Annotated in this window: 23 protein-coding genes and 1 riboswitch; of the genes, 14 read left to right on the forward strand and 9 right to left on the reverse strand. The window is 61.4% G+C overall.

Annotated features, from left to right (window positions below; translation table 11 throughout):
• Positions 1–13: 13 nt before the first annotated feature.
• The gene (locus tag V5B39_RS03935; RefSeq protein WP_332341624.1) at positions 14–1,951 is read right to left on the reverse strand and encodes a flagellar assembly protein A; all 1,938 of its coding nucleotides are present in this window, start codon (positions 1,949–1,951) and stop codon (positions 14–16) included.
• Positions 1,952–2,208: 257 nt separating this feature from the next.
• Positions 2,209–2,295: riboswitch (cyclic di-GMP riboswitch) on the forward strand.
• Positions 2,296–2,448: 153 nt separating this feature from the next.
• Between V5B39_RS03935 and V5B39_RS03940 the strand changes: the two genes are divergently transcribed.
• From V5B39_RS03940 to V5B39_RS04005, 14 genes are all read left to right on the forward strand, one after another.
• A complete protein-coding gene (locus V5B39_RS03940; RefSeq protein WP_332341625.1) occupies positions 2,449–3,630 on the forward strand; it encodes a methyl-accepting chemotaxis protein in 1,182 nt (393 codons plus the stop codon).
• Between the two features lie 180 nt (positions 3,631–3,810).
• Positions 3,811–4,179 carry a response regulator gene (locus V5B39_RS03945; RefSeq protein ID WP_034951132.1) on the forward strand — a complete coding sequence of 123 codons (369 nt, stop codon included), beginning with the start codon at positions 3,811–3,813 and terminating at the stop codon, positions 4,177–4,179.
• Positions 4,180–4,186: 7 nt separating this feature from the next.
• Positions 4,187–4,516 (forward strand): STAS domain-containing protein, encoded by a 330-nt coding sequence (locus V5B39_RS03950; protein ID WP_332341626.1) that lies wholly within the window; start codon positions 4,187–4,189, stop codon positions 4,514–4,516.
• Positions 4,513–6,681, forward strand: a complete 2,169-nt coding sequence (locus V5B39_RS03955) for a chemotaxis protein CheA (RefSeq protein ID WP_332341627.1) — start codon at positions 4,513–4,515, stop codon at positions 6,679–6,681. The genes V5B39_RS03950 and V5B39_RS03955 overlap by 4 nt, the downstream gene beginning before the upstream one ends.
• Before the next feature lie 90 nt (positions 6,682–6,771).
• Complete coding sequence (locus V5B39_RS03960) at positions 6,772–8,652, forward strand: methyl-accepting chemotaxis protein (protein WP_332341628.1); 1,881 nt, start codon at positions 6,772–6,774, stop codon at positions 8,650–8,652.
• Positions 8,653–8,661: 9 nt separating this feature from the next.
• Positions 8,662–9,219, forward strand: coding sequence for a chemotaxis protein CheW (locus V5B39_RS03965; RefSeq protein WP_332341629.1), 558 nt, complete (start codon positions 8,662–8,664; stop codon positions 9,217–9,219).
• 14 nt (positions 9,220–9,233) lie between these two features.
• Complete coding sequence (locus V5B39_RS03970) at positions 9,234–10,301, forward strand: protein-glutamate methylesterase/protein-glutamine glutaminase (protein ID WP_332341630.1); 1,068 nt, start codon at positions 9,234–9,236, stop codon at positions 10,299–10,301.
• A gap of 140 nt (positions 10,302–10,441) precedes the next feature.
• Positions 10,442–10,792 carry a helix-turn-helix domain-containing protein gene (locus tag V5B39_RS03975; protein ID WP_332341631.1) on the forward strand — a complete coding sequence of 117 codons (351 nt, stop codon included), beginning with the start codon at positions 10,442–10,444 and terminating at the stop codon, positions 10,790–10,792.
• 175 nt (positions 10,793–10,967) lie between these two features.
• Entirely contained in the window at positions 10,968–11,444 is a 477-nt protein-coding gene (locus V5B39_RS03980; protein WP_332341632.1) for a transposase, read from the forward strand.
• Between the two features lie 190 nt (positions 11,445–11,634).
• Entirely contained in the window at positions 11,635–12,258 is a 624-nt protein-coding gene (locus tag V5B39_RS03985; RefSeq protein ID WP_332341633.1) for a restriction endonuclease, read from the forward strand.
• Positions 12,209–13,462, forward strand: a complete 1,254-nt coding sequence (locus V5B39_RS03990) for an Eco57I restriction-modification methylase domain-containing protein (protein ID WP_434735649.1) — start codon at positions 12,209–12,211, stop codon at positions 13,460–13,462. Before V5B39_RS03985 ends, V5B39_RS03990 begins: the two co-directional genes overlap by 50 nt.
• A 180-nt stretch (positions 13,463–13,642) precedes the next feature.
• Positions 13,643–14,938 carry a pseudouridine synthase gene (locus V5B39_RS03995; RefSeq protein WP_332341634.1) on the forward strand — a complete coding sequence of 432 codons (1,296 nt, stop codon included), beginning with the start codon at positions 13,643–13,645 and terminating at the stop codon, positions 14,936–14,938.
• Between the two features lie 14 nt (positions 14,939–14,952).
• Positions 14,953–15,846, forward strand: a complete 894-nt coding sequence (locus V5B39_RS04000; RefSeq protein WP_332341635.1) for an HDOD domain-containing protein — start codon at positions 14,953–14,955, stop codon at positions 15,844–15,846.
• A 197-nt stretch (positions 15,847–16,043) separates the two neighbouring features.
• Complete coding sequence (locus tag V5B39_RS04005) at positions 16,044–17,381, forward strand: fused MFS/spermidine synthase (RefSeq protein WP_332341636.1); 1,338 nt, start codon at positions 16,044–16,046, stop codon at positions 17,379–17,381.
• 26 nt (positions 17,382–17,407) lie between these two features.
• Here the strand turns inward: V5B39_RS04005 and V5B39_RS04010 are convergent, their stop codons facing one another.
• The 8 genes from V5B39_RS04010 to V5B39_RS04045 form a co-directional block, all read right to left on the reverse strand.
• On the reverse strand, positions 17,408–18,499 hold the full coding sequence (locus V5B39_RS04010) for an adenylate/guanylate cyclase domain-containing protein (RefSeq protein ID WP_332341637.1): 1,092 nt from the start codon (positions 18,497–18,499) through the stop codon (positions 17,408–17,410).
• A gap of 278 nt (positions 18,500–18,777) precedes the next feature.
• A complete protein-coding gene (locus tag V5B39_RS04015) occupies positions 18,778–19,668 on the reverse strand; it encodes a hypothetical protein (protein ID WP_332341638.1) in 891 nt (296 codons plus the stop codon).
• A 2-nt stretch (positions 19,669–19,670) separates the two neighbouring features.
• On the reverse strand, positions 19,671–20,312 hold the full coding sequence (locus V5B39_RS04020; protein WP_332341639.1) for a class I SAM-dependent methyltransferase: 642 nt from the start codon (positions 20,310–20,312) through the stop codon (positions 19,671–19,673).
• A gap of 130 nt (positions 20,313–20,442) precedes the next feature.
• Positions 20,443–22,167 (reverse strand): ABC transporter transmembrane domain-containing protein, encoded by a 1,725-nt coding sequence (locus V5B39_RS04025; RefSeq protein ID WP_434735648.1) that lies wholly within the window; start codon positions 22,165–22,167, stop codon positions 20,443–20,445.
• Between the two features lie 95 nt (positions 22,168–22,262).
• Complete coding sequence (locus tag V5B39_RS04030; protein WP_332341640.1) at positions 22,263–22,658, reverse strand: MAPEG family protein; 396 nt, start codon at positions 22,656–22,658, stop codon at positions 22,263–22,265.
• A gap of 52 nt (positions 22,659–22,710) precedes the next feature.
• Positions 22,711–23,439 (reverse strand): RDD family protein, encoded by a 729-nt coding sequence (locus V5B39_RS04035; protein ID WP_332341641.1) that lies wholly within the window; start codon positions 23,437–23,439, stop codon positions 22,711–22,713.
• Positions 23,439–24,224, reverse strand: coding sequence for a BPSS1780 family membrane protein (locus V5B39_RS04040; RefSeq protein ID WP_332341642.1), 786 nt, complete (start codon positions 24,222–24,224; stop codon positions 23,439–23,441). The genes V5B39_RS04035 and V5B39_RS04040 overlap by 1 nt, the downstream gene beginning before the upstream one ends.
• Positions 24,225–24,326: 102 nt before the next feature.
• Positions 24,327–25,637, reverse strand: coding sequence for a DUF58 domain-containing protein (locus V5B39_RS04045; RefSeq protein WP_332341643.1), 1,311 nt, complete (start codon positions 25,635–25,637; stop codon positions 24,327–24,329).
• Between the last annotated feature and the right edge of the window lie 6 nt (positions 25,638–25,643).

Here is a 25,643-nt window from a genome sequence, read left to right on the forward strand (position 1 = left end):
CATCAGTCGATGATCAACGGTAGACCCAGGAAAAGTCTCCGGTCGAGCCGCTGAAAAGCCGTTTGGTGGCCGCATCGGTTCTCCGTAGGCGCGCTTTCAAGTCCTTGTGTGGCAGATCACTGAGTGGCGGATCGGCCAATCGAACCAACATGGCATTGATTCTCGTCTCCCCTTCAATACGATCGACGGTGCACGCCAGGCCGTGACAGGACTGCTCTCTGGCAGCGACGGTCTCGTTGATTTGTGTTTCCAGGGCATGCCACTCCACGTCCTGTGCCTTGACCAGGTCGGACAGTTGCGAGAGCGTCCGCAAAGTCGGTGCGACCCGTTCCGAGAGCCGGCGCCAACTCAGTTGCTGTTCCGCGTTCAGGGTCAGTTCATGGCGGCGCAGCTTGCCGCCGACCAACAGGTACCGGGTCAGATCCTTCTCGCCACGCAAGGCATCGATTCTGGCTCGGGAATCGGCCATCGCTTTCTCCAGCAGGGCACGCTTCTGTTGCAGGGTGGCGATCCGTGCCTCATAGGACGACAGGTCGGGCAACAGCACCAACAATACGTTTTCGAGTTCCCGGTGCGAACGGGCAAGACCGAGGTGGAGGCTCCTGCCAGCCAGAGCACAGGCCTCCGAGACCTCGACAGTCAATTCGTCGGCAACGATATCGCAGTTTCTCGCCTGCCCGACGACCACCTGACGACCCAGGATCACACAGTTGTCCACGTGCTGCACCCTGATGCAGCCATGCTGCGCAATCAGCGTCGATCCGGAAGCTCGTCCTTCGACGACGATGTCCCCATGATCATTGCTGGCGCGCCCACCGATCAGATTCCGTTTCAGGCAGACGAGACCACCGCTGGAAATGATGTTCCCGAACACATCGGCGTAAGCGGTGATGCTGCGGCACCGGACGATGCGCTTCTCCTGAATCTCGCCATGTTGTTCATACTCCTCGCCGGTCAGCAAGAGGTCGCCGGTCGTGCGTAAACTCACGCCTTCATGGCTGATGATCTTGTCGGTCACAGAGAACTGATTGCTGCGCAGATCGATATTGAGGAAGCCGCAGACCGACGCCAGCAGGTATTCGCCGTCCTTTTCCCGGATGACATGGGTGCCGGGACCAGCCAGCGTCTGCAGATCGAAATCCTTGGGCTGTGATGCCGGCAGCGCAATGCCAGCAATGTCACGCCCATCCACACCCGCCTGGCGCGGGATTTTTTTCACCAGGCGCAGGCCGGCAGCGACCTGTGGGTAACGCGTCTCGAACTGTCGCAGATCGACCCGATCACCAAACAGCCGCCGCGGTGCGTTATTGCGGTGCAACCCAGGGGCCAACTCGACGATTTCGGCATCCTTGCCGGGGACGTATGGCCGGTTGAGAGCGACCACCCGCTGTTCCGGCTTGTCGAGTTCGATGCCTGCACGCACGGCTGCAACGTCGATGCCGAAACGTACGCCCTTCGCCCACGCTGCGGCGATGAATTCATCGATGTCGAGGTAGATGCGTGTTTCGGACGACTGCTGCCCCTTGGCAGAATGCGCAGGGTGATCGCCCTGATCGGCCAGGGCTGGAGCACTCTCGGTATCGCAATACAGCGGTTCGAACAGATAGGACGCTTCGCCAGGGGTTATCTTGCAGGGCTTGTAGAGCGACTGGCGCTCCACCCGGAAAGCCGTGATGTCGGCAGCCAGGAAAACTTCCTCGCTGGCATCGTCGTGACGACCGCTGGGACCGTCGTAAAGCAGGGCCAGGAACTGTGGGTAATCCAGTCCCCGAAAGTAAAGGCCTGATGCAACCACGCGGTTGACGAAGTCGGCAAAAGCCGTCGCCGATTCGAGTCGCGCGCGCCGGACGTACAAGCCATTATCATGCTGAACGACAAATCCCGAGAGTGCGATCTGTCCTTCCTCAAGGTCGGCCAGGTTGCCGATGGCACTTTGCGGTAATGATGGCATGACGGCACTCGCATCCAGGTTGGTGATTGAGACCCTCAGTTCTTGCGCCAGAAGCGTAACAGAAACTGTCGGCCGCGACACCTTGTCTGATGGGTTTGTTGCCCCGCAGTTCCCGGACATTCGTTGCCCATCAGCGTTTGGACGAACCATGCGTTGATCCGGGAGTGGCGTCAGCGACTCATCCCATTTTTTAATGATCCATGGGTACCAGGGCCATATGCCACACACTTTGCCTGTCGGTTGATGTATGATGCCCACGAGTTGAATGGCAAACGGGACGAAAGCCCCGGACGCAAAGCTGCAGGCCCTAACCTGAAGTCCGGGAGGGTGGCTGGGTTGCCCTATGCCGGGACGCCTGTTCCGGCATCCGAGATCTGCCCTGTTCGCGTTTCGCATTCAAAAGTGGTAGCCGAAGACCGGCCCACTCGATTCGAGGCAGGGTGTTCCTGCCTCGATCCGCCGTTACCTGGTGCTCAAGTCGCTCGCAGGAGGATCTCATGCAAGACCGATCATCAAAGATGCTTCCCGTCGGCCCTGCCCCGCTGTTGATTGCCACCGTTGCCGGCGGTCTGCTGATCTGGAAGAGCGAGACACCGCTGGCCGTCGGCCTTTTGTGGACACTGGCTCTGCTGGTGCTTGCCGCAGGCGCCTCGTATTGGGAGCGTCGTGCGATCCGGTTCGCTGTCGACCCGCTTGCCACCGAACCCGCCGGAACCGACGCAGTACCACCGGCCATCGCCCCCTATACGAGGAGCCTGCATCAGGTGGCTGCTGCTTCACTGGTACGCTGGGCCGAACATATTGCCATCGCACGCCGACAAACCGAGAACGCGGGCAACGCATTGACCAGTGACTTCGCGGCCATTCTGAACCAGTTGGGCGTCATGCTCGATACCCGTGACCGTGAAGCAGCAAAAGGCGTGGTCGCGGTGATCGAACGGTCACGCAGCGAATTGGCCGCGATGCTTGACCACCTCAAGGACGCTTTCGACGCCCAGAAGCCGATGCTCCGTGAATTCGAGAGCCTGGCGGAAGTGAGCGCCGATCTCAAGCGCATGGCCGGCGGGGTTGCCGAGATCGCCAAACAGACCAATCTGCTGGCGCTCAACGCGGCGATCGAAGCAGCGCGGGCCGGCGAGACCGGGCGTGGTTTTGCCGTCGTTGCCGATGAGGTGCGCAAGCTATCGGACCAGTCAGGATCACTGGCCCAGCAGATCGGGGACAAGGTCGAGACGGTCAACACGGCAACCGGCGCGGCGCTGCGCTCTGCCGGTCAAATGTCACGCCAGAACGAGTCACTGATGGCCAGTTCGGACGCGACCATGGCCGCTGTACTGGAACGATTCCGCAGCGTCGTGCAAGGACTCAGCGATTCGTCGCAGCACATGGCCGAGGGCAGCCAGAGCGTCCGCGCAAAGGTCGAAGCGGTACTCGTGCATCTGCAATTCCAGGATCGCATGAGCCAGATTCTGAGCGCGGTCTGCCAGGATATCGAGCGTCTTCTGGCGCGCACCCGTGCAGAAGAGGCGCGCATCGCCGGCGGCGAGACGCCGGAACCTTTCGACGTGCAGAAGTGGGTTGCTGAACTCGAACAAACCTACACCACGCTCGAACAGCACGACACGCGGCACCCGGCTGCACAGGGACAGGTGGCGGCAAGTGAAATCACCTTTTTCTAACGGTCATCACCGTTTCCCTCTCCCCCGACCCCTCCCACGGCCCGCGCTGCATCACGGGCCGGCTTCGGCAGCGCGGAGCAGTGCTCCGCGAAACCCTGCCTTCGCCCCCCGCGAGGGGGAGGGGAGATTCGTGAGCCGCTGACGCGACTTTCACATTAACCTGGACAATGGGAGATTGACATGGGCAAGACCATCCTGGTCGTCGACGATTCCGCTTCGATGCGGCAGGTCGTCAGCATGGCGCTCAAGGGCGGCGGCTTTGAGGTGATCGAGGCCTGCGACGGCAAGGACGCGCTGGCCAAACTGATGGGGCAGAAAGTGCATCTGGTGATCAGCGATGTCAATATGCCCAACATGGATGGCATCACCTTTGTCCGGGAAATGAAAAAGAACGCCGCCTACCGCTTCGTTCCGGTGATCATGTTGACCACCGAAGGCAATGAGGAGAAGAAGAAGGCCGGTCAGGAGGCCGGCGCCAAGGCCTGGGTGGTCAAGCCCTTCCAACCCCAGCAGATGCTGGCGGCGGTTTCCAGATTGTTGATGATGTGAGGCGACGATGAGCCTCGTCATCGAGCGCAGCGGAAAAACGGCGCGGCTGACCCTGGACGGAGAACTGACCATCTATGAAGTCGCCGCAATCAAGGCCGAACTGACGGAGGTCATGCACGGTATCGACGAAATCGAGATCGACCTGGGCGGCATTGCCGAGATCGATACGGCCGGTCTGCAACTGATGCTGATCGCCAAACGCAATCCGGGCAAGTGCGTGCGCTTCGTCAATCATCCGCCGTGCGTTCTGCGCCTGATCGATCTGGCCAATCTCGGCGGCATGCTGGGTGATCCCCTGTTCATTTCGGCGACGGAATCGGCGAGGAACATGCCATGAGCGACGCCGCCAAAGACCTCGCGCAGGCACTCGGAACCTTCATGGAAGAGGCCCGGGAACTCCTCGCCGAGATGGAGGCAATCCTGCTGCGTGCAGAGGACGGCAGCAGCCTGGAAGACGACCTGAATGCCCTTTTTCGCTGCGCGCATACCATCAAGGGCTCCGGCGGCCTGTTCGGTCTTGACGAGGTGGTGCGTTTCGCACACGTCGTCGAGAATGTCCTCGATCGCCTGCGCAACGGCAAACTGCAATTCGACAGCGATCTGATCAGTCTGCTGCTCGCCTGCCAGGACCATATCGCCCACCTGATTGCCGCAATCGCCGAAAACACCGAGGTTCCGGTCGCCCGTAGCGACCAATTGCTGTCCCGCCTGCAGGCCGTTCTCGGAACTGGCAACGGTGCTGTCGTGGCGACGCCCGCAGCCGAGGCGCATTCATCCGGAACTGCAACCAGTGCTGGCGGCGGTGGCGCGATGGGCTCGGATCACTGGCATATCTCGCTGCGCCCAGGCAGGCAGGTGTTGCAGGATGGCATGGACCCGCTGGCCTTCATCAATTACCTCTCCCAGTATGGCAAACTGCTGCATGTTGAAACGGTTGTCGACGCCGTACCGGAGTTTGCCGCCGCAGACCCCGAGATCTGCTATCTGGGCTTTGAAGTGGCCCTGGCGAGCGGTGCCAGCAAGGCAGAGATCGAAGGCGTCTTCGATTTCATCCGGGAGGGCTCGCAGATCGTCATCGTGCCGCCACAGAGCCAGATTTCGGCCTACCTCGCGCTGATCGAATCCCACCATCAGGATGCCGAGCGCATCGGCGAGATGCTCGTGGCCTGCGGTTCGGTGACCGCCAACGAACTGGCAGTAGCGCTGGCGATGCAGAAACATCAGGAACCCCATGCCCGTATCGGCGAGATCCTGGTCGAACAGGGAGCAGTGCCGCCACAGGTCGTCGAAGCCGCCGCCGACCAGCAGAAGCGCTTCGAGGAAAAGCGCAGCAGCGAAGCCCGGATCGTCAAGGTTCCTTCCGATCGACTGGATGCCCTGATCGACCGGGTCGGCGAATTGGTCATCGCCGGCGTCGGGACCCATCTGCAGATCAGTCGCATCCAGCGGCCCGACATTCAGGAATCGGCGGAAGTGCTGCTGTCGCTCGTCCAGGACATCCGCGACATGACCCTGCGCTTGCGCATGGTCGCCATCGGCGAGGTTTTCTCCCGCTTTCCGCGCGTCGTTCGCGACGTTTCCAGGGAACTTGGCAAGGATATCGAGTTGCGTGTCCGGGGCGCCGAATCCGAACTCGACAAGTCGATGGTCGACAAGATCGGCGACCCGTTGATGCACCTGGTGCGCAACTCGATCGACCATGGCATCGAGCCGGCCGAAACGCGCATGGCACATGGCAAGCCGGCACGCGGTACGGTCGAACTGCGTGCCTATCACGAGTCCGGCAGCATCAATATCGAGGTCAGTGACGATGGCGGCGGCCTCGATCGTGATCGCATCCTGAAGAAAGCGATCGAGAATGGCATGGTCGCTCCGGATGCCCATCTTTCCGATCAGGAGGTCTATCGGCTGATTCTCGCACCGGGGTTTTCGACGGCAGCAACCGTGACCAAGCTCTCTGGCCGCGGCGTCGGGATGGATGTCGTGCGCAGCAATATCGAAGCCTTGCGCGGCACGCTCGACATCGAGTCGGTTCCAGGACAGGGCACGACCATGCGCCTTTGTCTGCCGCTGACGCTGGCGATCATCGACGGCTTTCACGTCGGTGTCGGCAGTTCGCACTTCATCATCCCGCTCGACTTGGTCGTCGAGTGCATCGAACTACCGCCGGATGTCGGCGATCGGGGCTACCTCGAACTGCGCGAACAGGCACTGCCCTTCGTTCGCCTGCGCGAACTCTTCGATGAACAGGGGCCACGGCACCCTCGGCCGCGCGTCATTGTCGTCCGTTACGGCAACCGGCAGGCGGGTCTGGTCGTCGATCGCATCCATGGCAAGTGCCAGACGGTGATCAAGCCGCTCGGTCCCTTGTTTGCCGAAGCACCAGCGGTGTCGGGCTGCACGATCATCGGCAACGGCGAGGTCGGCATGATCCTCGACGTGCAGGCACTGGTACGGCATTGCGCAGGCGCTGCTGGCCACGGCAAGCATGCAAAGAATTGATCGACGGCACCAGCACGGCGCGTTGCAGGCGGCAGCAAATGCCTGCGGGCATCCTTTTTTGTTCAATCATTCAGAATGTCGAGGTGGAAGATGAACTGGTTACGGTCGATGAAGGTCAGCACACGCAACCTGCTCTGGGGAGGTCTGACGGCGATTGGCCTGTTGCTCTTCTGCACGGTGTCGCTGGTCTCGATCCACGACAACATGCTCGAAGACCGCAAGCAACGGATCAAGAGCCTGGTCGAGGCGGGGATCGGGGTTCTTGGTCATTATCATCAACTGTCGACCACCGGCAAACTCACCGACAAGGACGCCAAGACCGCCGCCCTCGATGCCCTGCGCTACATGCGCTACGAAGGGGGCAACTACCTGTTCGGCTTCGACCCTGAAGGAAACTATTACCTGAGCCCGGCCAGTCCCGACTTCGAGGGCACCAACAAGATCGACCTCAAGGATGCTAATGGCAAATACCTGATCCGGGAACTGATCAGCGTCGCCAAGGCTGGAGGCGGTTATGTCGCATACGACTTCCCCAAACCGGGCACACAGACCGCTTCGCCCAAGATCGGTCATGCGGTGCTGTTTGCACCATGGAATCTGGTGATCGGCACCGGCATCTACATCGACGACGTCGATGTCGTCTTCCGCCGCGTCCTGATCCAGTTGGTATCGATCTCGCTGGCCTTGCTGGCGGTATTGACGGCCATGGGTTGGGCAATCTCGCGTTCGATTTCGGGTCCGCTCAATACGGTCGTCGACGTGTCCGGCCGCATGGCGGCAGGCGACTTCGACTTCAAGCTCGACACCACCGGGCGGGATGAAGCCGGGGCAGTCTTTCGTGCCGTGATGATGGTCAAGGAGGCGGTGCACGCGATGATCGGCGATGCCGGCGCGCTGTCGACCGCAGCGGCGAACGGCCGGCTGGAGACGCGGGTCGATGCGGCCAGGCACCAGGGCGAATATCGCAACATCATCGAAGGTCTGAACCGCACGATGGACGCAGTGGTAGACCCGATCAACGATGTCAAGCGGGTCATGGCGGCGGTTGAACAGGGCGATCTCGGCCAGAGCATCGACGCTCACTATCAGGGCGACTTCGGCGCCCTGCAGACGAGCGTGAATAATACGCTGGCCAAATTGTCAGCGACGATTGCGCAGGTGAACACCTCGGCTGGCGAGCTCTCGAACGCCTCGACGCAGGTATCGGCCACCTCGCAGCTTCTTTCGCAAGCGACGTCGGAACAGGCGGCAAGCCTCGAACAGACGACCGCAGCGATGGAGCAGATGTCGGCGTCGATTGCGCAGAACACCGACAACGCCAAGACCACCGACTCGATCGCGCGCCAATCGGCGGCAGACGCGCTGGCTGGCGGCGAAGCGGTTCGTTCGACGGTCGCGGCGATGAAATCGATCGCCGGCAAGATCTCGATCATCGACGACATTGCCTACCGCACCGATCTGCTGGCGCTGAATGCGGCGATCGAAGCGGCACGAGCCGGCGAACACGGCAAGGGTTTTGCCGTCGTCGCGGCCGAGGTCAGGAAACTCGCCGAACGCAGTCAGATCGCCGCACAGGAGATTGGCGAACTGGCGAGCAGCAGCGTCGAAACCGCCGAACGTGCCGGCAGCCTGTTCGAAACCATGCTGCCGTCGATTCGCAAGACCGCTGATCTGGTGGGCGAGATCACCGCCGCATCGGAAGAACAGACGACCGGTGCCGACCAGATCAGTCAGGCGATGGCGCAGTTGAATACCGTGACCCAGCAGAACGCCGCAACCGCAGAGGAACTCTCGGCCACGGCCGAGGAGATGAACGCCCAGGCCGAAAACCTCAACGAGTTGATGGCGCAGTTCACGCTTGCCGGCAACGACCTGGCCATGCCGATGCGCCCGGTCAGACCCGCCAGACCGGGCAAGGCGAAACGCGATTCTGCGGCAAATCACCCGCTGAAAGATTACGAACGATTCTGAGGGCGCGCCATGAGCACAGAACTGTTGGCAGCCAGCCGGCAGCACGTAGCCGACAGGGCCGCCGGTTCAGATGTCGGCGACACTTTGGCGCTATATCTCGCGTTCCGCCTGGTTGATGACGTATATGCCATCGATATCCTGCGCATCCGGGAAATCATCGAGTACAGCGTGCCCACCGGCGTGCCGATGATGCCGCGCTCGGTCCGTGGGGTCATCAACCTGCGCGGCGCGGTGGTGCCGGTGATCGACCTTGCGGTTCGCTTCGGTCGCACGGCTACCGGCGTAGGAAAGCGTACCTGCATCGTCATCGTCGAAACCGAACACGCGGGGGCACTCTACACCCTGGGATTGATCGTCGACGGCGTCAACGCAGTCATGGAGATTTCAGCCAAGAGCATCGAACCCGCCCCCGCCTTCGGTACACGCGTCAATGCCGACTTCATCGCCGGGATGGCGCGCGTCAATGGCCGCTTCGTGATCATTCTCGACATCACGCGCGTCCTGTCGATCGACGACATGGTGTCGATCACCCCGCCTGCGATGATTGAAAACCTAAAACCCCTCTGAAACGTGAGGCAGTGATGGCACGAGAAATCAAGGTCATGATCGTCGATGACTCGGCCGTGGTACGCCGGGTGATGAGCACCATCCTGGAACGCGATCCCGGTATCCGCGTCATCGCGACGGCCCACGATCCGATCTTCGCGATCGAAAAAATGCGCCGTGACTGGCCTGACGTGCTGACGCTCGACATCGAAATGCCGCGTATGGACGGCATCACCTTTCTTGGCCAACTGATGGCAGAACGACCAACGCCAGTGGTGATCTGCTCATCGCTGACCACCGCCGGGGCAGAAACGACCCTGCAGGCCCTGGCAGCCGGAGCCGTCGCGATCATCAGCAAGCCCGGCCTCGGCGTCGGGAGTTTTCTTGAGGATTCGAGCGACAACCTGATCGCGGCCGTCAAGGCCGCCGCGCGTGCCAACATGAAAGCCGTGCAGCGTGGCGTCCGCACGGCGGTGCGCAGTAGTCCGGTAACGCCGCGTCTGGCGATGGCGCAAACGACCGAGCGCCTGGTCGCCATCGGCACCTCCACCGGTGGGACGGTCGCCCTGGAAGCCCTGCTGACCGAACTGCCGCGCGTCTCGCCGGGAATCGTCATCGTCCAGCACATGCCGGAGATGTTTACCGCCGCTTTTGCCGCGCGCCTCGATGGCCTCTGTGAAATCTCGGTGCAGGAAGCGAAGAACGGGCAACGCGTCCTGCCCGGTCAGGCCCTAATTGCGCCCGGCGGCAAACACATGCAACTGGCGCGCAGCGGCGCACAATACCTGGTCGAGGTAAAGGATGGACCGCCGGTCAATCGCCACCGCCCGTCGGTCGATGTGCTGTTTCGATCGGTTGCCAAGTATGCCGGTAAAAATGCCATGGGTGTGATCATGACCGGCATGGGCGATGACGGCGCGCGCGGACTGAAGGAGATGCACGATGCCGGGGCTTATACGCTGGCCCAGGACGAAGCGACCTGTATCGTTTACGGCATGCCGAGGGAAGCGGTCAAACTGGGCGCAGTCGATCGCAGCTTGCCGCTTGCTGCGCTGGCAACGGCGATCATGAGCGGCCCCCGCCCGCGTCGCGATCTGGAATGACCGGGTTGTAGGAGGTGATCCACTTCTGACGTAGACTAAGCGTTAGCGCCTACTACTTCAGCATAGGGAGTAAGCGCTTCCTGATAAGTTTTCCGCCTTATGCGTTTATACTGGCGTCCCCCAACACTGGATTTTTCCCGATGTCCCGCAAAGCCAAGACGCTGACCCTGACGGCAGAGGAACGCCAGCAACTGACGCAGATAGACGAGCGCGGTAGCGACTGGCGCGAGCGCCGGCGAGCACGAACCGTGCTTCTCCTGGATGGGGGCGGGTCGGTTGGCGAAGTGGCGGCGCAGCAGAAGATTCACAAAGAGACGGTCGCTTGCCACAGGGACGCGTGGCTGGCTCGAAGATTTGACGGGTTGCGCGACCTACCGCGCAGCGGCGCCCCTCACAAGCGATCGGAAACGCATCCACAGGTGCTCTGCACTTGGGCAAAGGAGGAGGCGTGTACGGCTTCGCAGTGGAGAAGCCGTCTGTCAGAGGAATAGGGCTTACAGGGATCGGTATGGCGGGTGCAGAGCACTTTGAAGGAGAAGGGCTACCTCTGGAAGAGGACGCGGCATAGTCTAAAAAAAGCGGGATGAAGCCAAATTCCGGAAAGCCCAGGAAGAAATAGCGGAATGAGTTGAAAAATCAAAGAGTGGGGAAATCACACGGGCCTATATGGACGAGACTGGCTTTGCACAGACCCAGCCCAATCGGAGCGCCTGGACCGAGACAGGAGAAGTGCACCTCATGACGGCTGAGCGCGGAAAGCGCCTGAATGGGCTGGGCGCGTTGATCTCGACCGGGGTGTTGTTCACCGCCAAGTTCTGGGAAACCACGACCGCCGCTCTGTTTGCTGGCTTCCTCGGCCTCCTTCTGGAAAACGTCGGCAAACCCCTGACCGTCATTCCGGACAAGGCCTCCATCCACAAGGCGAAGGCCATTCAGCCTCTGCTGGCTCTCCTGAAGAAGAAGGGTCTCACGCTTCACTTCCTGCCGCCTTACCGTCCGGAACTGAACCGCATCGAGAAGCTCTGGCACAAGATGAAGTACGAGTGGATGGCGTTCAAAGACCGCAGCGCCGCAACGCTTGAGGCTGACGTCGATGCCATTCTGGACGGCTTCGGCTCCAAATATCGGATGACTTTTTGCTAAGCGCTTATACTCCAAAGAACTACAATTTCACTGAGTTGGAAAGGTGGTTGCTCTCGATGCAACATTGGATTGCTTGGCAAAAACAATGCTGGGATTCTCATCAACGTACAGCCCAAAAAAGAGCTCCAGCAGACTCCGCTGACGCTCCGCCGCTGAGCTAATCGTTAGCCCTTACAACCACTCGGAGCCTATGGTGATCCCACAGCAACTTACCGAAATTCGGGACTTTCTTGCATCCAATGGTGTTCAACTATCCAAGCAATTCCAGGATGGGCGAATCAATGCCTCAATAAACGAGGACGAAGTCATCAAAGCCATCCAGTCGAAGTTCCACATCGATCTTCCCCCTCCCCGGCATTGGTACGACTTTGCAATTCCGAAGGGAAATGAGCAGATTCCAGTCAATATCAAGATTACCTCCACCTCAACCGCCGACAACGTGCAATGCAAGCTAGGGATGTACTACGCACTCACGGGGATTTGGCCGACTTTCGCAAATGAGACACCATGGAGGGACTATTTCGCACTGCTCAAGCGCGGGTTGAGTACCAGTACCGACAAGGATTACTACTTTCTTGTTGTAAGCAAGACAAACCTTCGCGACATATTTTGCACAAGCCTCAAACAGATCCAAACTCTTGTCGCAAATGGGAACAATCTTCCGTTCCAGTGTAACTGGGGCAACAACCGCAATCTGAAATCGAGGACACATGATGGAGCAATTAAGTTTCTTCTCGGAAAATTCCGTGAATCAATCCAACTACGTGCCAATATCCTCGACGAATTCGAGGAGCACCTCGGCGACGTCATTTGACGTTGAGACACTTGGGCAGGTATTTACTCCTCCCGCGGTTGTCGACGCGATGCTGGCGCTTCGTCAGAACAAAGGCCGAGTGCTGGAGCCGTCCTGCGGAAATGGGGCGTTCTCTGGAAGAGTCCCTGGCTGCGTCGCAATTGAACTTGACCGGAATCATGCTCCGTTAGGTAGCCTAAACATAGATTTCTTTGCTTTTCCAGACTCGGAGAAGTTCGAGACAGTTATAGGCAATCCTCCTTACGTCCGTTACCAAGACATCCCACCCGAAACCAGGCGCCTTATTAATTCAGAGCTATTCGATCTGCGCTCAAACCTTTACCTATTTTTCATCGAAAAGGCAGTACGTCATCTGACTCCTAACGGAGAGCTCATATTCATCACGCCACGTGATTTTATGAAGACAACTTCCAGTGTCCGTATGAACAAGTGGTTGTATGCGCACGGCACAATTACCCATGCGATTGAACTGGGAGACGCGCGAATTTTTGCCGGCGCAGTGCCAAACTGCCTGATCTGGCGGTACGAGAAAGGGAGTGTTAATCGAACTACGTTGTACGCGGAGATCGGGAACAGGGACGATCTAGAGTTGTCGCTCAGGAAGCCTAAATGGGAAGAAAGACATTTTGTCGAAGCTTCTGGTCACTTGATGTTCTCCCGCGACCTACATGCCTTGCACATGAAGGACATTGCAAGCGTGAAGGTTGGCGCTGTTTCCGGTGCCGATGACATTTACGCCGACGATCAATTCGGCACTTTGGATTTTGTCTGTTCCGCGACAGCGAAAACTGGACGCACTCGCAGGATGATTTGGATAGGAAAGAACGATGCCCCCCTTGAGTGTCTTCTTCGGCACAAGGGGCGACTCATTTCAAGAGGAATTCGACCTTTTGATGAATCAAACTGGTGGCATTGGGGTCGTGGATACCCGATCACAGATGCCCCAAGGGTCTATGTGAATGGGAAAACCCGAAATTCTCAGCCATTCTTCCTGCATGAGTGCCATAACTTCGACGGGTCAATTCTGGCTGTGTTTCCTCATAACAAGGATATTGACCTTGGCGCTTTTCGAGACGCTCTAAACGCTGTCACATGGGATGAGTTGGGATTTGTCTGTGACGGGCGATTTCTATTCTCGCAACGTAGTCTTGAGAACGCGCCGTTGCCAAACTCATTCGCGAAGTTCCTTCCTCGCCAACGGTAAGGGCTCTTAAGTCACTCTATCTAAGTGCCTGATTTTCTTCGCACCACGCGAAGTGACTTCGGGGCGATTTTCGGCCGCCGGCCCGATTACTTCGCTAACCCATCAGTGCAGGGGACGCTGCGCGATAAAGCCGCGCAGCGTCCTTGACCTTGAACGGTCGAACCCACGGAAAGCCACGCCATGCCCCGCTCCACTCTGAAGCTGCCCAACAAGAAGCCTGCTGCTGTCGTCGGCGACGCACGGGCAGCCATACGCAAACCGATTCGTGGCAGCTCCAAGACGGCAAAGCACCACACTGCGCGGCGTGCCGACAGCCAATCGACCACACCGGTTGCGCCAGGCGGCCAGCCCGGCCAAGGAACCAACCGCCCGGCACGTTTCCGCAGCGACCTTTCGAGAGAAGCGGCTCGCCCGATCGAGCAGCTTGCCGTCGCCCTCCCGACGAGGCAAGAAAGCGCAGAGCCCGCCTCGGAACCTCGCAGCATCGCGACCGACAGCCAGCCAGCCGGCCCGACCCGGCCTGGCCAACCGGCGAAGAAGACCTATCCGCCCCGTGGCATTGCCCGCAGTACCGGCGCGCGTGCCTTTCCTCCGGCACCGCAACATGCCAGCCGCGACGCCTTGCGACCGGCACTCGGCGAGAGCGGCCCGCCGGTCGTTGCCGCACAAGCAGCGCGCGCGCAACGAGCGGAGGTGCCCACTGCGACGCCGGCAGAGCCCCCTGGCACAACGCACGGCCTGGCCAAAGAGTCGCCGCGGCTGGCAAAACGGGTCAGCGAAATCGCCGCGTGCTCCCGCCGCGAAGCCGATGAATGGATCGAGAACGGCTGGGTCAGCGTCGATGGCGAGCTCATCACCCGCCTCGGTGCACGCGTCAATCCCAAAGCAAGGATCGAGATCAAGGATGCCGCCAGCAAGCACTCCAGCGAAAGCGTCACCATCCTGTTCAACAAGCCGAGCCACCCGGTCGCTGCCGGGTCCGCAGGCGAGCGCGATGATGCCGTTGCTCTGATCCGTTCCGACAACCACTGGGCAGAAGACCGCACCACCCTCCGCTTCCAGACCAGGCATCTGCGCGGCCTGGCGCTGGCCGGCAAACTCGATGCCGACGAGGGCGGCCTGCTGGTGTTCACCCAGGAAGGCCGTATCGCGCGCCGCCTGACAGGGGGTGATGCCAGACTCGAGAAGGAATACCATGTCCGCGTCGAGGGCGAGTTGTCGGCGGATGGCCTGGAGCGGCTCAGGCATGGCCTGTCGCTGGACAGGGTCAGGCTGCTGCATGCACAGGTCTCGTGGCTGAGCGAACAACAACTGCGTTTCGTTCTGCACGAGAGCAGAAAGCGGCAGATTCAGGGCATGTGCGAGCAGGTCGGATTGCGCGCTACCGAGACCAAACGCGTGCGTATCGGCAGCGTTTCGCTCGGCAAGCTGGCGGTCGGGCAATGGCGCTACCTGCGCGCCGACGAGCGCTTCTGAAAAAGGCCCAGCTAATGCCCGATCATCCCTTGCCACAGGATCTCGAAGGCTGGCTGGCATTCATCAGCAAAGCCGAATTGCCCATCCTGCGCCAGACGGCGCGCCACCTCGACAAAGCGCGACAGCAAGCCGACCAGATCAGCGGTCGCGACATCACTGACATCGTGCTGCAGGATCCCCTGTTGGCCATCCGCGTGCTGGCCTACATTCAGGAGGTCAGCCACGGCCGCCTGCACAGCGACATCACGAATATCGCCAGCGCGGTGATGATGCTGGGCATCGATCCGTTCTTCCGGAAGTTCGAGCAGCCGCTGACCCTCGAAACGATGCTGCGCGGTCAGCGGCAAGCCCTGCTGGGCGTCCTGCAGGTGATCCTGCGCATGCAACGCGCGGCGCGCTATGCACATGACTGGGCCTTTGCGCGGCATGACATGAACGTCGAGGAAGTCGCCCTCGCAGCGCTGCTGCACGACCTCGCAGAAAGTCTGCTGTGGTGTTTTGCTCCGGATCGGGCGATCGAGATTCGCTCCCGACTGCAGGCCGACCACCGGCTGAACGACCGCGATGTCGAGCGGGAAGTGCTCGGGATGACGGTGGCCGATCTGCAACTGGCGCTCTGCCGGGCCTGGCATCTGCCCGAGCTGCTGACTACCCTGATGGACAGCGGTGATGCCGGTCTGTCCAGGGTTCAGAACGTGCAACTGGCGGTCAACCTCGCCCGCCACTCGACCGATGGCTGGAATCATCCGGCGATCCCGGACGACCTCAACGCCATCCAGAATCTGTTGCATATCAGCCGCGAAACGCTCCTCAACCGCCTGCAACTGCCGACGGAAGTACTGCCCAGGTTCCTCGGCGAGAGCCTGGCCAGTTCAGAAAAAGGCGCCTCGGACAAACGCTTCTTCTGACCGGCTTCAACGGTCGAGCGGGCAGTGCGGGCGACCGGCGGCAGTCGAAGTCAGCCGGTCATTTGTCCAGGCATCGGGAATCCCTCCGACGATTCGTCAGCTTGCGGCTCATTGCGCAGCAAGACTGCGAGGTGATGGCCGGCAACGGGCGCCGCTGCGGTATAGTGCCGGCCTTGCCCCGCTCGGCGACATGCCCCATGCCACGTTTCTTTGCCATTATCTTCATCGAAGGGTTCTGCTCGCTTGGCGCCGAGGTCATCGCGCTGCGTCAGATCATCCCGCACCTGGGCAGTTCGATCGTCGTCACCGCACCGACCATCGCGTTCTTTCTGCTCGCGCTGGCGCTCGGCTACCATGCCGGCGCAAAAGTCGCCGAGGACTATCTTGAAGTCGTCGCCAGGAACTTCCTGATCGCGGCCTTGCTGATCGGCGTCGGTCTGGCGGGAGTCGGCGTCGACCTGATCTTCGCTTCGCTGCCGCCACCCGAAATCGCCTATCTCGCGCTCGTCACCGGCGTACTCTGCCCGATCGCCTGGCTGCTCGGGCAGACCGTGCCGATCCTCAGCAACCTGCTGCAGCACCAACGCGTCGGCGAAGCCAGTGGCCAGGCGCTGTACTACTCGACACTCGGTTCTTTCCTGGGTTCGTTGTCGCTGTCGCTACTGGTCATGCAATGGCTTGGCGTTTCCGCAGCCGTCGCGCTCTGCGCGCTGTTGCTGGTCGTTGGCTACGCGCTGCTGCGTGCTCGCAGTTGGACGACGGCGATCGCCGGCATCACCGTCGTTGCGCTGGTGCTGATCACCAACGCCTGGCTGCGCCCACAGATCGAGACCGCCTACGCCAGCTATCTGGTGATGCCGGTTCAGTACAATGGCGCGATCAACGGGCGCGCCCTGAAAAACAATAGCTCATTCGCCTCATTGATCGACGAGGCCGAACCGCCGCACTATGCCCGCTATATCCGGCATATCCGCAGCTTTCTGCTCGACGACATGGGCTTCCGAGACCGCCGGATACTGGTTCTCGGCGCCGGCGGTTTCACGCTCTCGCACCGTGAGACGAGCAACCACTACACCTATGTCGACATCGATCCGGCGGTGCGCACCATTGCCGAGACCCATTTCCTCCGCGAGACGGCAAACGGCGAGTTCATCGCCGATGATGCCCGCCGCTTCGTGGTTCGTACCGGGCAGCGCTTTGCGGCGGTGCTGCTCGATGTCTATGGCTCGCATACCTCGATCCCTGGCCACCTCGTCACCCGTGAATTCTGGCAGGCGACGCGCCGGGTGCTCGAAGCCGACGGCGTGTTGATTGCCAACCTGATTCTCGACAGCGCCCTCGCCACGCCCTATTCGCGCAACCTGCTGGCGACCATCGAGAGCATCTACGGCCGCTGCGCCGTCGAAGTGCTGCAGAAGCAACAGCAGCTTGCCAATGTGGTCGTCATCTGCCGCAACGGCGAACCGCCGGAGCCGGTTAGCCTCTTCGTCGACGAACGCAACCGCGCCGATTTCGACTTCGCGCGTTCGCGCTGAGCGGCTGTTGCGTGCCTATCACGAACTCAAGACTGGTCGGCGAACACCAGGAGTTGAACGAAAAGCTGAATCTTCATGTTCGCCTCCGGCGGGAGTGAGGTGAACTCGGAACCCATGCGAACAATCCCGTTTGCAGGCTTGCGGTTCAGAATCTTGGCGTAAACGTCACGTGCCTGATAGGCGACTATCGGCAAGTCAAGGCTGAGTTTGATTTCGCAATAAATGGGCAGTTGGCATTCCAGTTCGAGCAGAGCGCCGTGGTAGCCAAGATCGAGAATCGTGCCTGGGCGTATTTCGGGAAAGACGATGCCGTTTTCGATGATCTGGTAGCCGAACGGCAGCTTGACCTGGATACGGTGAGAACGACGTTTCTCCTTACGTGGGACATGGAACCCCAGCGAAGGAATGCCAATCAGTTCGCGCAGGCTGACGGGTACCGGCTTCCCCTTGAGATAGATGTCGATCGGAGCGCTGGTGTCGACGAACTCCTTGCAGCGCTCATAGGTGCCCTGACTGATCAGGACCTGACCGCGCAAACTGAGCGCCTCGATGCGCGCAGCCAGATTGACTTCGTTGCCAATCACGGTGTACTCATGATAGAGGTCTGATCCCAGCGTACCCGCAAGCACCTCGCCGGTGTTGATGCCGATGCCCATGTACAGTTCCGGCCATCCCTGATCCCTGTGCGCCAGGTTGAGAGCATCCATCGTGATCTGCATTTCGACAGCGCAGGTCAGTGCTCGTTGAACATCATCGGGGCGCTGCACTGGCGCGCCGAACAGCGCCATGATCGAATCCCCCATGAATTTGTCTATGGTTCCCTGGTACTTGAAAATGATCTCGCTCATCCTGACGAGGCAGGGATTGAGAATCTTGATGACCTTACCCGCCGGTTGATTTGCAGCCATTGCCGTAAACCCGCGCAGGTCGGCGAACAGGATGGTGACCTCGCGCTTCAGGAACTCCTGCCCGAGGGGCAAAGGAAGCGAGCGCGTGTCGAGTTCATGAAGCAAGGTTTCGACCTCTGCCTGGGCCGAGCCGCTGAGCTTCTTTCCGGTATCGCGCACAATGATGCCGTGCAGACGTTGCAGCACACGCTGCACTGAACTAAGTCTCATATCTTGAGGAGAATACGATGCGTCAGGCACGCATCGTCCCTTTGCAGAGGGTCATGCTCGCGCAGGCACATCATGTTTGGTCCATGTCCAACATGAGGCATTATGACATACAAATCGATGTCGAGGCAATCAATATTGACGTGGCAGGAGATGTCCGATGGTATGAGACTGCAATGAGGCAGCGTATCCCTTGCAAAAGGATCGGGCAATAGGGAACCGGCGGCGAGCCCGGAAGCAGCCCATTCATCCGGCAAGCCGTTCTCCGGCGCTGCTGGCGTTTATCTGGAAGGGATGGGCAGGCGCTCGACTTCAAGAACCCGACCGCGGCCCTGCTCGGCGAGCAGCAGGTGACCCGGTGCCAGCGGCAGAACGGTTTGCCCGGAACGCAGACCGCTCAGGACAGTCTGCAACGATCCGCTCCTGTCGAGCAGCAGCAGGCGTGCCCGATGCGTGGCATCTTCGGTGATCCACAATCCCTCATCGTTGCACATCAGAAAACCCGGCGCGTTGAGCTGTTCGAGGACCAGCACGTCAGCCCCCTCTGCCTGCCAGCGTTTGACCCAGCGTTTTCCCTTTTCGGTGTAGAACAACTGCCCGTCGGGACAAATTGCGACGCCCTCCGCTTCGCTGAGGCCGCTGCGCAAGACGGTCAACGCCCTGGTGAGCGGGTCGAAGCGCAACAGGCGCCCGTCACCCGGCCGATCTTCGATGGCGTACAGAGACTGGCCATCAGTGGCCAGACCTTCGACGCTTCGACCCTGGAACAGGGTTTCCATTTGACCGTCATGCCGCCAGAGCACCGGCAGATCGCCCCCTTCCTGACTGATCGCGATGCCGTCGCGAAATGCCACCAGCCCGTCGGGCTTGGACAGCCCGACCACTGCCTGGGTCAGGCTGCCATCGGCTGCACGGCTGAACAGAATGCCGCGCCCATTGCCGAGTTCCTTGCTGATGTACAAGGCCCCCTGCCGGTCTTTTGCCAGGGCGCTGACATGCGGAATCCCGTCGAGGTAGACCCGAAACGACCAGCCATTCGCTGCCGTCACCGGGGCGAAATGCTGCCAGCCAAAGAGGCCGCCGACCAGCACGGCCAGCAGCGCCGTCAGCCACAGACCCTGTGTCCTGCGCGACGACGAAAACAGCGTGGCAGTCAGTCCATTCGCAGACATCTCTACGTGCAGCGTTCAAACAGGGCGACATGCAGGGTGTGCAGCAAGGGGCTGCGAGCGAGATTTCGGACCAGTCTGAATCCTTGGTGGTTAAAGTACTGTTCGACTTCCGCCAGCGGCGTCGCGTATTTTTCCGACGCCCGGCCACCGATCCTGAAACGCAGGCGGCGCTTCAGAGAGGTGACCGAGAACGGACTGAAATACGACAGGACGACCGATTTCCCCGAGACGCGACACAATTCGGAGATTGCTTGCTGGCGTATCGCCGGGTTCGGGAAATGATGGAACAGCCGAAAACAGAGGCTCGTGTCGAACTCGGCGTTGGCGTAGGTCAGCGCCTCGATATCCTGTTTGTCGACCGGACAATCGAGGCCGCTTGCATGCACGAACTGACGCGTGATTGCCAGCATGGCGTCAGAGTAATCGGCACAGTGCATCTGATAGCCCTTTCTTGCCAGATGCACGCTGACCCGCCCACCTCCGCACGGCAGATCGAGAACCCGGTGGTTTTTCGGAACCAGGCCAAAAACTCGGTCGATCAGTGCCATTTCGGCAGCGTGCTGTCTGGGCGGGCGATCCTGGTACGCCAGCGCGTTGGGAGTGTCGTATTTGATCCGGCCACGATAGTCGACAACTAATTGCATGCGTTTTCCTCTCCGGGCATATGCCCCGAGACCGATCGGGGCGTGTTCTTGCCATGAGATCCTGCATGCCCAGGCTGAAGTGAGCCTTAAACTACACTGGCCGATGCGCACCGCAGCGCCGCCAGTCTCTTCAAGTACCGAACTGCAGTGCCGCCAGGCGAGCGTACAAGCCGTGGCGCTCGACCAGCGACGCGTGCGTGCCGGCCTCGATGACCCGTCCCTGGTCGAGAACGATGATCCGGTCGGCACGTTGCACGGTGGCCAGGCGATGAGCAATGACGATCGTCGTTCGCCCGGCCATCGCAGCTTCGAGTGCGGCCTGCACAATGCGCTCGCTTTCGGCGTCGAGGCTGCTGGTCGCTTCGTCGAGCAACAATAGCGGTGCGTTCTTCAATATCGCACGCGCAATGGCGATGCGCTGGCGCTGGCCACCGGACAGGCGGACACCGCGCTCGCCGACGAAAGTGGCGTAGCCATCGGGCAATCGCTGCACGAATTCATCGACGAAGGCCGCGCGCGCAGCGGCACCCGTTTCCTCATCGGAGGCGTCAGGTTTTCCGTAGCGGATGTTGTCGGCAATGCTGCCCGAGAAGATCACTGCCTCCTGGGGCACCACCGCAATGCGCGCACGCAACTCGGCCAGGCGCACCCGCCGCAGGTCGATGCCATCGATCCGAACCGATCCTTGACCGACTTCGTAAAAACGTTGCAGCAACTGGAAGAGGGTCGTCTTGCCGGCGCCCGACGATCCGACCAGCGCCACGGTCTGTCCGGCCTCGATGGTGAAATCGATCCCTTGCAGCACCTCTTGCGCCGGGCGTGACGGATAGGCGAAGCGTACCCGGCAAAAGCTCACCTGCAGGCCTGCCGTTGCTGCCGGCAAGGCGATGGGCTGTGCCGGCTCGGCAATCGGCGAGCACGCGCCGAGCAGTTCCATCAACCTTTCAGTGGCTCCCGAAGCGCGCAGCAGATCACCCCAAACCTCGGCCAGCACGGCCACGCTGCCGGCGACGACCATGACATAGAGCGCCGTCTGGCTCAGCTGGCCAGCACTGATCTCGCCGGCGAGTACCGCCTGGACGCCGTCGTAGAGGCCGTAGAGCAGCGAAGCAAAGACACCGACGATGACGAAGGCGGTGAGCGCCGAGCGCGTGCCGCTACGGCGGATCGAGGTGGCAAAGGCCTGTTCGTTGGCGGCCGCAAAGCGTATCGTCTCGGCACGCTCCTGAGTATAGCTCTGGACCACCGGAATGGCATTGAGGATCTCGCCGGCAATACCGCTGGTATCGGCAATGCGGTCCTGGCTGGCGCGCGAGAGCTTGCGCACGCGACGGGCGATGAGCACTGCCGGCAACACCACCAGCACGATGATCGCCACCACCGTCAGCATCAGCCGCGGCGTCGTGGTGACCAGCATGGCCAGCCCGCCGGCCAGCAACACCAGGTTGCGCAGACCCATGCTGATGCTCGAACCGACGGCGCTGTGAATCACCGTCGTGTCGGTGGTCAGCCGCGACAGCACTTCGCCGGTCTTCAAGGTCTCGAAGAACTGCGGACTCTGCCGCAGCACATGCGCGTAGACCGCCTGCCGCAAATCGGTGGTCACCCGCTCGCCGATCCAGCTCACCATGTAGAAACGTGCAGCGGTCGCCAGCCCGAGTATCCCCGCAACGGCGAACAACGAGATGAAATGGTCGCGGATGGCCGGCAGTCGATCATCGGGCGACCAGCCAGCCGGCGCTGCGAGACCGCCGTCGACCAGCAATTTCACGGCGTAGGGCAGCGCCAGCGTCGCGCCGGCGGCGAGCAGCAGGAACAGCAAGGCCAGCGCGACCTGCCCGCGATAGCGGGCCACGTAGGGCAGCAGCGCGCGCAGCGGCCGCAGTTTTCGTGCTGGTCGCAGTGGCTGCGCGCCGTCGTCGGTTGAAGGGGGCCAGGAAGTTTCGTGGTTCAGGCGAGCAGTCCACGCAGCACACCCCAGGCGCCACCGAGGGCCAGGGTGCCGAAGGCAAGCATCGAAACCAGGAAACCCTTGCCGCGCGTCTTCGGATCGCAGGCATAGGCCCAGGCATACCAGACCCGGCCCAGCAGCCAGACGCCTCCGATCCCGGTCGCCCAGAGGCTCGACAGGAAGATCGCGAACACCCAAAGTACCGGCAGGAAGGCTACCGTGTTCTCGAGGGTATTCATCTGGATTCGGTAAGCGATCTCGAACTGTCGGTGCCCGCTGATCGCCGGCGCGTGGATCTGGTACTTGATCCGGCACCGGCCGACGTAGGCCGCGCAGGCGAACAACAGCAGCGCAGTGGCGAGAGTGATCAGCGCCGGTCCTGGATAAGCATTCATGGGGTCGCTCCGTATGGCAGAGTAGGCAGAGACAGTCGCAGGCCAGGAAGATTCAGGATGCCCGACTCCCGAGCAGGAAATTGCCGATCCGCAGCAGGCGCCGCCGTGCCGCCTCGCCGCCGAGACCGGTACACAGCGGCCCGGCGGCGATGGCCAGCTCGGCCGCCCGCTCGGGGGTCAGCAGCTCGGCGCGCTGGCTGTACTCGATGATCGCCAGTTGTTCTTCGCGGGTCAGGACAAAGGGGGGAGCTTCACTGCCGACCCCGCTCCCGAGCGGGCTATCGGCGCCGACCGGCCGGTGCGCGCTTTCGTCGACATGCACTACCAGAGTCCCGGCAGCCAGGTCGCCCAGACGTTTCCCCTCCGCGTTGAGCAGGCTGGTGATGAAACCAGTGGCGTACATCAACGGCAGCATATCGACGCTGCGCAGCGTATTACGGATGAAAGCGGCGCTCCAGCCGACAGGTCGACCATCGTCATGGACGACCGCCAGGCCACAGGCCTTTTTGCCCGGCGTCTGACCGTGCCGATACACTTCGAAAATGATCGGATACCACCACTCGAGCAGGAATGCGCCGAGCAACAGCAGACCAGCGCCGAAATTGCCGATCTGTGCGGCAGCCATCGCCAGCAGCAGCCAGAGTCCCAAGCGAAGCAGAAAATCGAGAAACCAGGCGCGCGCCCGCGCGACCGGCCCAGCCACCCGCAACTCGATCTCGCAGCCTTCGGGCGTGGCGATGCGGCGGAGACTGTCCAGCGGGTCGGCAGGCGCACCGGTCATCAATGTTCGGCGAAGAACAGATCCCGGTAGGCCGCGTACAGCGAAGCGTAGAGCACCGGCAGCAGCACCAGCCAGCCGAGCAGTAGCGGCAGGCTGGCCAGCACTGCGGCGACCAGCACCAACAGGACATAGACCAGGAACGACGGGAAATTGCGTAGCGCGACGAGGACTCCGGTCTTGATCGCCTGATACGCGGATAGCTCGTGAAAGAGCAGCAACGGCGGCGCCAGCCAGACGGCCATGGCCAACGGCGCGAAGACCAGGATCATGGCCAGAAAGGAAACCACAATGGCCCACGCGGCGGTGTTCCCGGTGCCGTCGAGACCGATCGTCGCCAGCGCGGCGATTCCGGTGACGGTGGCGATGATGCCGACCGCGACGGCGACCACCAACAGCGCCAGCAGGTAGAGCAGCCCGACCATCAGCAAGCCTCCCGGCTGACGCGCAAAGCCGGCAAACAGGTGTTCGAAGCGAATCCCCTCGCCCTCTTCCATGGCCCGACAGCCGATGCTGATGCCACCGATGAATACCGGAATCAGCAGGTTGGCGGCGATGTTCAGGAGCGGAACCATCCCGGCGATCAGCATCACCGCCATGAAGGCGACGGCGATGCCAATCCAGGTGCCCGGTGCCGTGCGGAACATCTCCCAGCCGCGCGACAGCCACTGCAGGCCGCTCCCGGCCGATACCAGCCGGCCCTCGGGAATGAACGTGCCAAAGCTGCTTTCACTGTAGTCATATAGCCGCGCAGAAGGTGGCCTGAACGGATTGTCGTCGATCTGCATGGCGGCCCCCCTGCCGTCAAAATAGTGGAGTGACTCGTGGAGTGACGTTTCATCGCGATCGGGGCAGGCGGTTGCCTGGCAGCAACGATCGCACGGCGCATACTAGCACGCGCCGGAACGCTTTCTGGCCCAGTAGTGATTGATCAGCGCCACCGGCAGTTGGCGCACAGCGACGTCGAGAACCTCGACGCCACTGTGACGTAACAGCGCCACCTGCCGCCGCCTCGTCTGCAGGTATTCCATGCCGGCAGCGCGTGTCAGCGCGGCGTCGAAATCATTGACCGGCGCTTCGAGCAACTCGTCGAGTACCGCTTCGCGCAGGCTGGCAATGCTCACCGCATGACGGCGCCGCAACTGCCCGACGGCCGGCAGCAGCGTATCATCATCCTCGTCGCGCAGGTTGGTAACCAGAATCACCAACGCCCGTTTGCACAGGCGCTGGCTGAGGGTTTCGCTGGCGCGCAGGTAATCGGGCACCTGCAGTGACGGCTGCAGGTCGTAAACGGTATTCATCATCGCCTGCAGGGTCGCCAATGACTTGCGCGGCGGCAGCACGCGCGGCGTGGCGTGGCCAAAGGTGGCCAGTCCAACGGCGTCGCCCTGGCGCAGGGCAACCCAGGCGAGCAGCAGCAGGGCGTTGAGGGTGTGGTCGAAATGCGAAAGCTCGCCGTCGCGAGCACGCATCCGGACCCCGCAATCGAGCAGAAAGACGATCTGCTGGTCGCGTTCGTCGGTGTATGCCCGCGAGATCAGGCGGCCGACGCGGGAGCTGGCCTTCCAGTCGATCTGCCGCGGCGCATCGTCCTGACAGTAATCGCGCAACTGCTGGAACTCCATCCCCTCACCACGCCGCCGACGCTGCAGGATACCGATCTGCGACAGGCGGTGGTCGGTCGCCAGCAGCGTGTAATGCGCGATGCGCGCGAAATTCGGGAAGACCCGCACCACGTCCTGCTCGGCGATGCTCTCCTGCAGCAACCACAGGCGCAGCGGCGACGAGCAGCGCAGGCTGACACCGTCGAACACCTGCCGGCCGCGCTCGCTCACCGAAACCCGATAGACGACGCGCAGGCCGCGCTCGGCGGTGATCGTGAAGCGCAGCGGCAGGCCCTCGCTAAGGAAAGCCGCCGGGTGCCCGTCGATCAGCCAGCCGCTCGCCTGCCCGGAATCACAGCGAAGGCGCAGGCCGACGTTCTGCCAGGTCCCGACCGGCATGGCATGCGACAGATCGCGCTGCACGGCGATGCGGCCGCGACGGCGCCAGGCGCTCAGCGCGTCGGCAGCGGCCAGGCCAAACAATGTTGCCGCAGCCACCTGCCAAAGGAACAGCAGGTTCGGCACGGCGGCGACCACCAGACCCAGCCACAACCATAGCCCGGCAGCGAGCAGCAGTCTGCGGTCAGGCAGCAGCATGGGACC

This window comes from Accumulibacter sp. (genome assembly GCF_036625275.1).
In the GTDB taxonomy this organism is placed as follows: Bacteria; Pseudomonadota; Gammaproteobacteria; order Burkholderiales; family Rhodocyclaceae; genus Accumulibacter.

Coding starts and splice junctions, on each gene's coding strand:
- V5B39_RS03960 (WP_332341628.1), top strand. CDS start 6,772: ATGAACTGGTTACGGTCGATGAAGGTCAGCACACGCAACCTGCTCTGG.
- V5B39_RS03950 (WP_332341626.1), top strand. CDS start 4,187: ATGAGCCTCGTCATCGAGCGCAGCGGAAAAACGGCGCGGCTGACCCTG.
- V5B39_RS03965 (WP_332341629.1), top strand. CDS start 8,662: ATGAGCACAGAACTGTTGGCAGCCAGCCGGCAGCACGTAGCCGACAGG.
- V5B39_RS04040 (WP_332341642.1), bottom strand. CDS start 24,224: ATGCAGATCGACGACAATCCGTTCAGGCCACCTTCTGCGCGGCTATAT.
- V5B39_RS03955 (WP_332341627.1), top strand. CDS start 4,513: ATGAGCGACGCCGCCAAAGACCTCGCGCAGGCACTCGGAACCTTCATG.
- V5B39_RS04010 (WP_332341637.1), bottom strand. CDS start 18,499: ATGAGACTTAGTTCAGTGCAGCGTGTGCTGCAACGTCTGCACGGCATC.
- V5B39_RS04030 (WP_332341640.1), bottom strand. CDS start 22,658: ATGAATGCTTATCCAGGACCGGCGCTGATCACTCTCGCCACTGCGCTG.
- V5B39_RS03935 (WP_332341624.1), bottom strand. CDS start 1,951: ATGCCATCATTACCGCAAAGTGCCATCGGCAACCTGGCCGACCTTGAG.
- V5B39_RS03945 (WP_034951132.1), top strand. CDS start 3,811: ATGGGCAAGACCATCCTGGTCGTCGACGATTCCGCTTCGATGCGGCAG.
- V5B39_RS03980 (WP_332341632.1), top strand. CDS start 10,968: ATGGACGAGACTGGCTTTGCACAGACCCAGCCCAATCGGAGCGCCTGG.
- V5B39_RS03970 (WP_332341630.1), top strand. CDS start 9,234: ATGGCACGAGAAATCAAGGTCATGATCGTCGATGACTCGGCCGTGGTA.
- V5B39_RS04005 (WP_332341636.1), top strand. CDS start 16,044: ATGCCACGTTTCTTTGCCATTATCTTCATCGAAGGGTTCTGCTCGCTT.
- V5B39_RS04000 (WP_332341635.1), top strand. CDS start 14,953: ATGCCCGATCATCCCTTGCCACAGGATCTCGAAGGCTGGCTGGCATTC.
- V5B39_RS03975 (WP_332341631.1), top strand. CDS start 10,442: ATGTCCCGCAAAGCCAAGACGCTGACCCTGACGGCAGAGGAACGCCAG.
- V5B39_RS03985 (WP_332341633.1), top strand. CDS start 11,635: ATGGTGATCCCACAGCAACTTACCGAAATTCGGGACTTTCTTGCATCC.
- V5B39_RS03940 (WP_332341625.1), top strand. CDS start 2,449: ATGCAAGACCGATCATCAAAGATGCTTCCCGTCGGCCCTGCCCCGCTG.
- V5B39_RS03995 (WP_332341634.1), top strand. CDS start 13,643: ATGCCCCGCTCCACTCTGAAGCTGCCCAACAAGAAGCCTGCTGCTGTC.
- V5B39_RS04045 (WP_332341643.1), bottom strand. CDS start 25,637: ATGCTGCTGCCTGACCGCAGACTGCTGCTCGCTGCCGGGCTATGGTTG.
- V5B39_RS04020 (WP_332341639.1), bottom strand. CDS start 20,312: ATGCAATTAGTTGTCGACTATCGTGGCCGGATCAAATACGACACTCCC.
- V5B39_RS04035 (WP_332341641.1), bottom strand. CDS start 23,439: ATGACCGGTGCGCCTGCCGACCCGCTGGACAGTCTCCGCCGCATCGCC.
- V5B39_RS04015 (WP_332341638.1), bottom strand. CDS start 19,668: ATGTCTGCGAATGGACTGACTGCCACGCTGTTTTCGTCGTCGCGCAGG.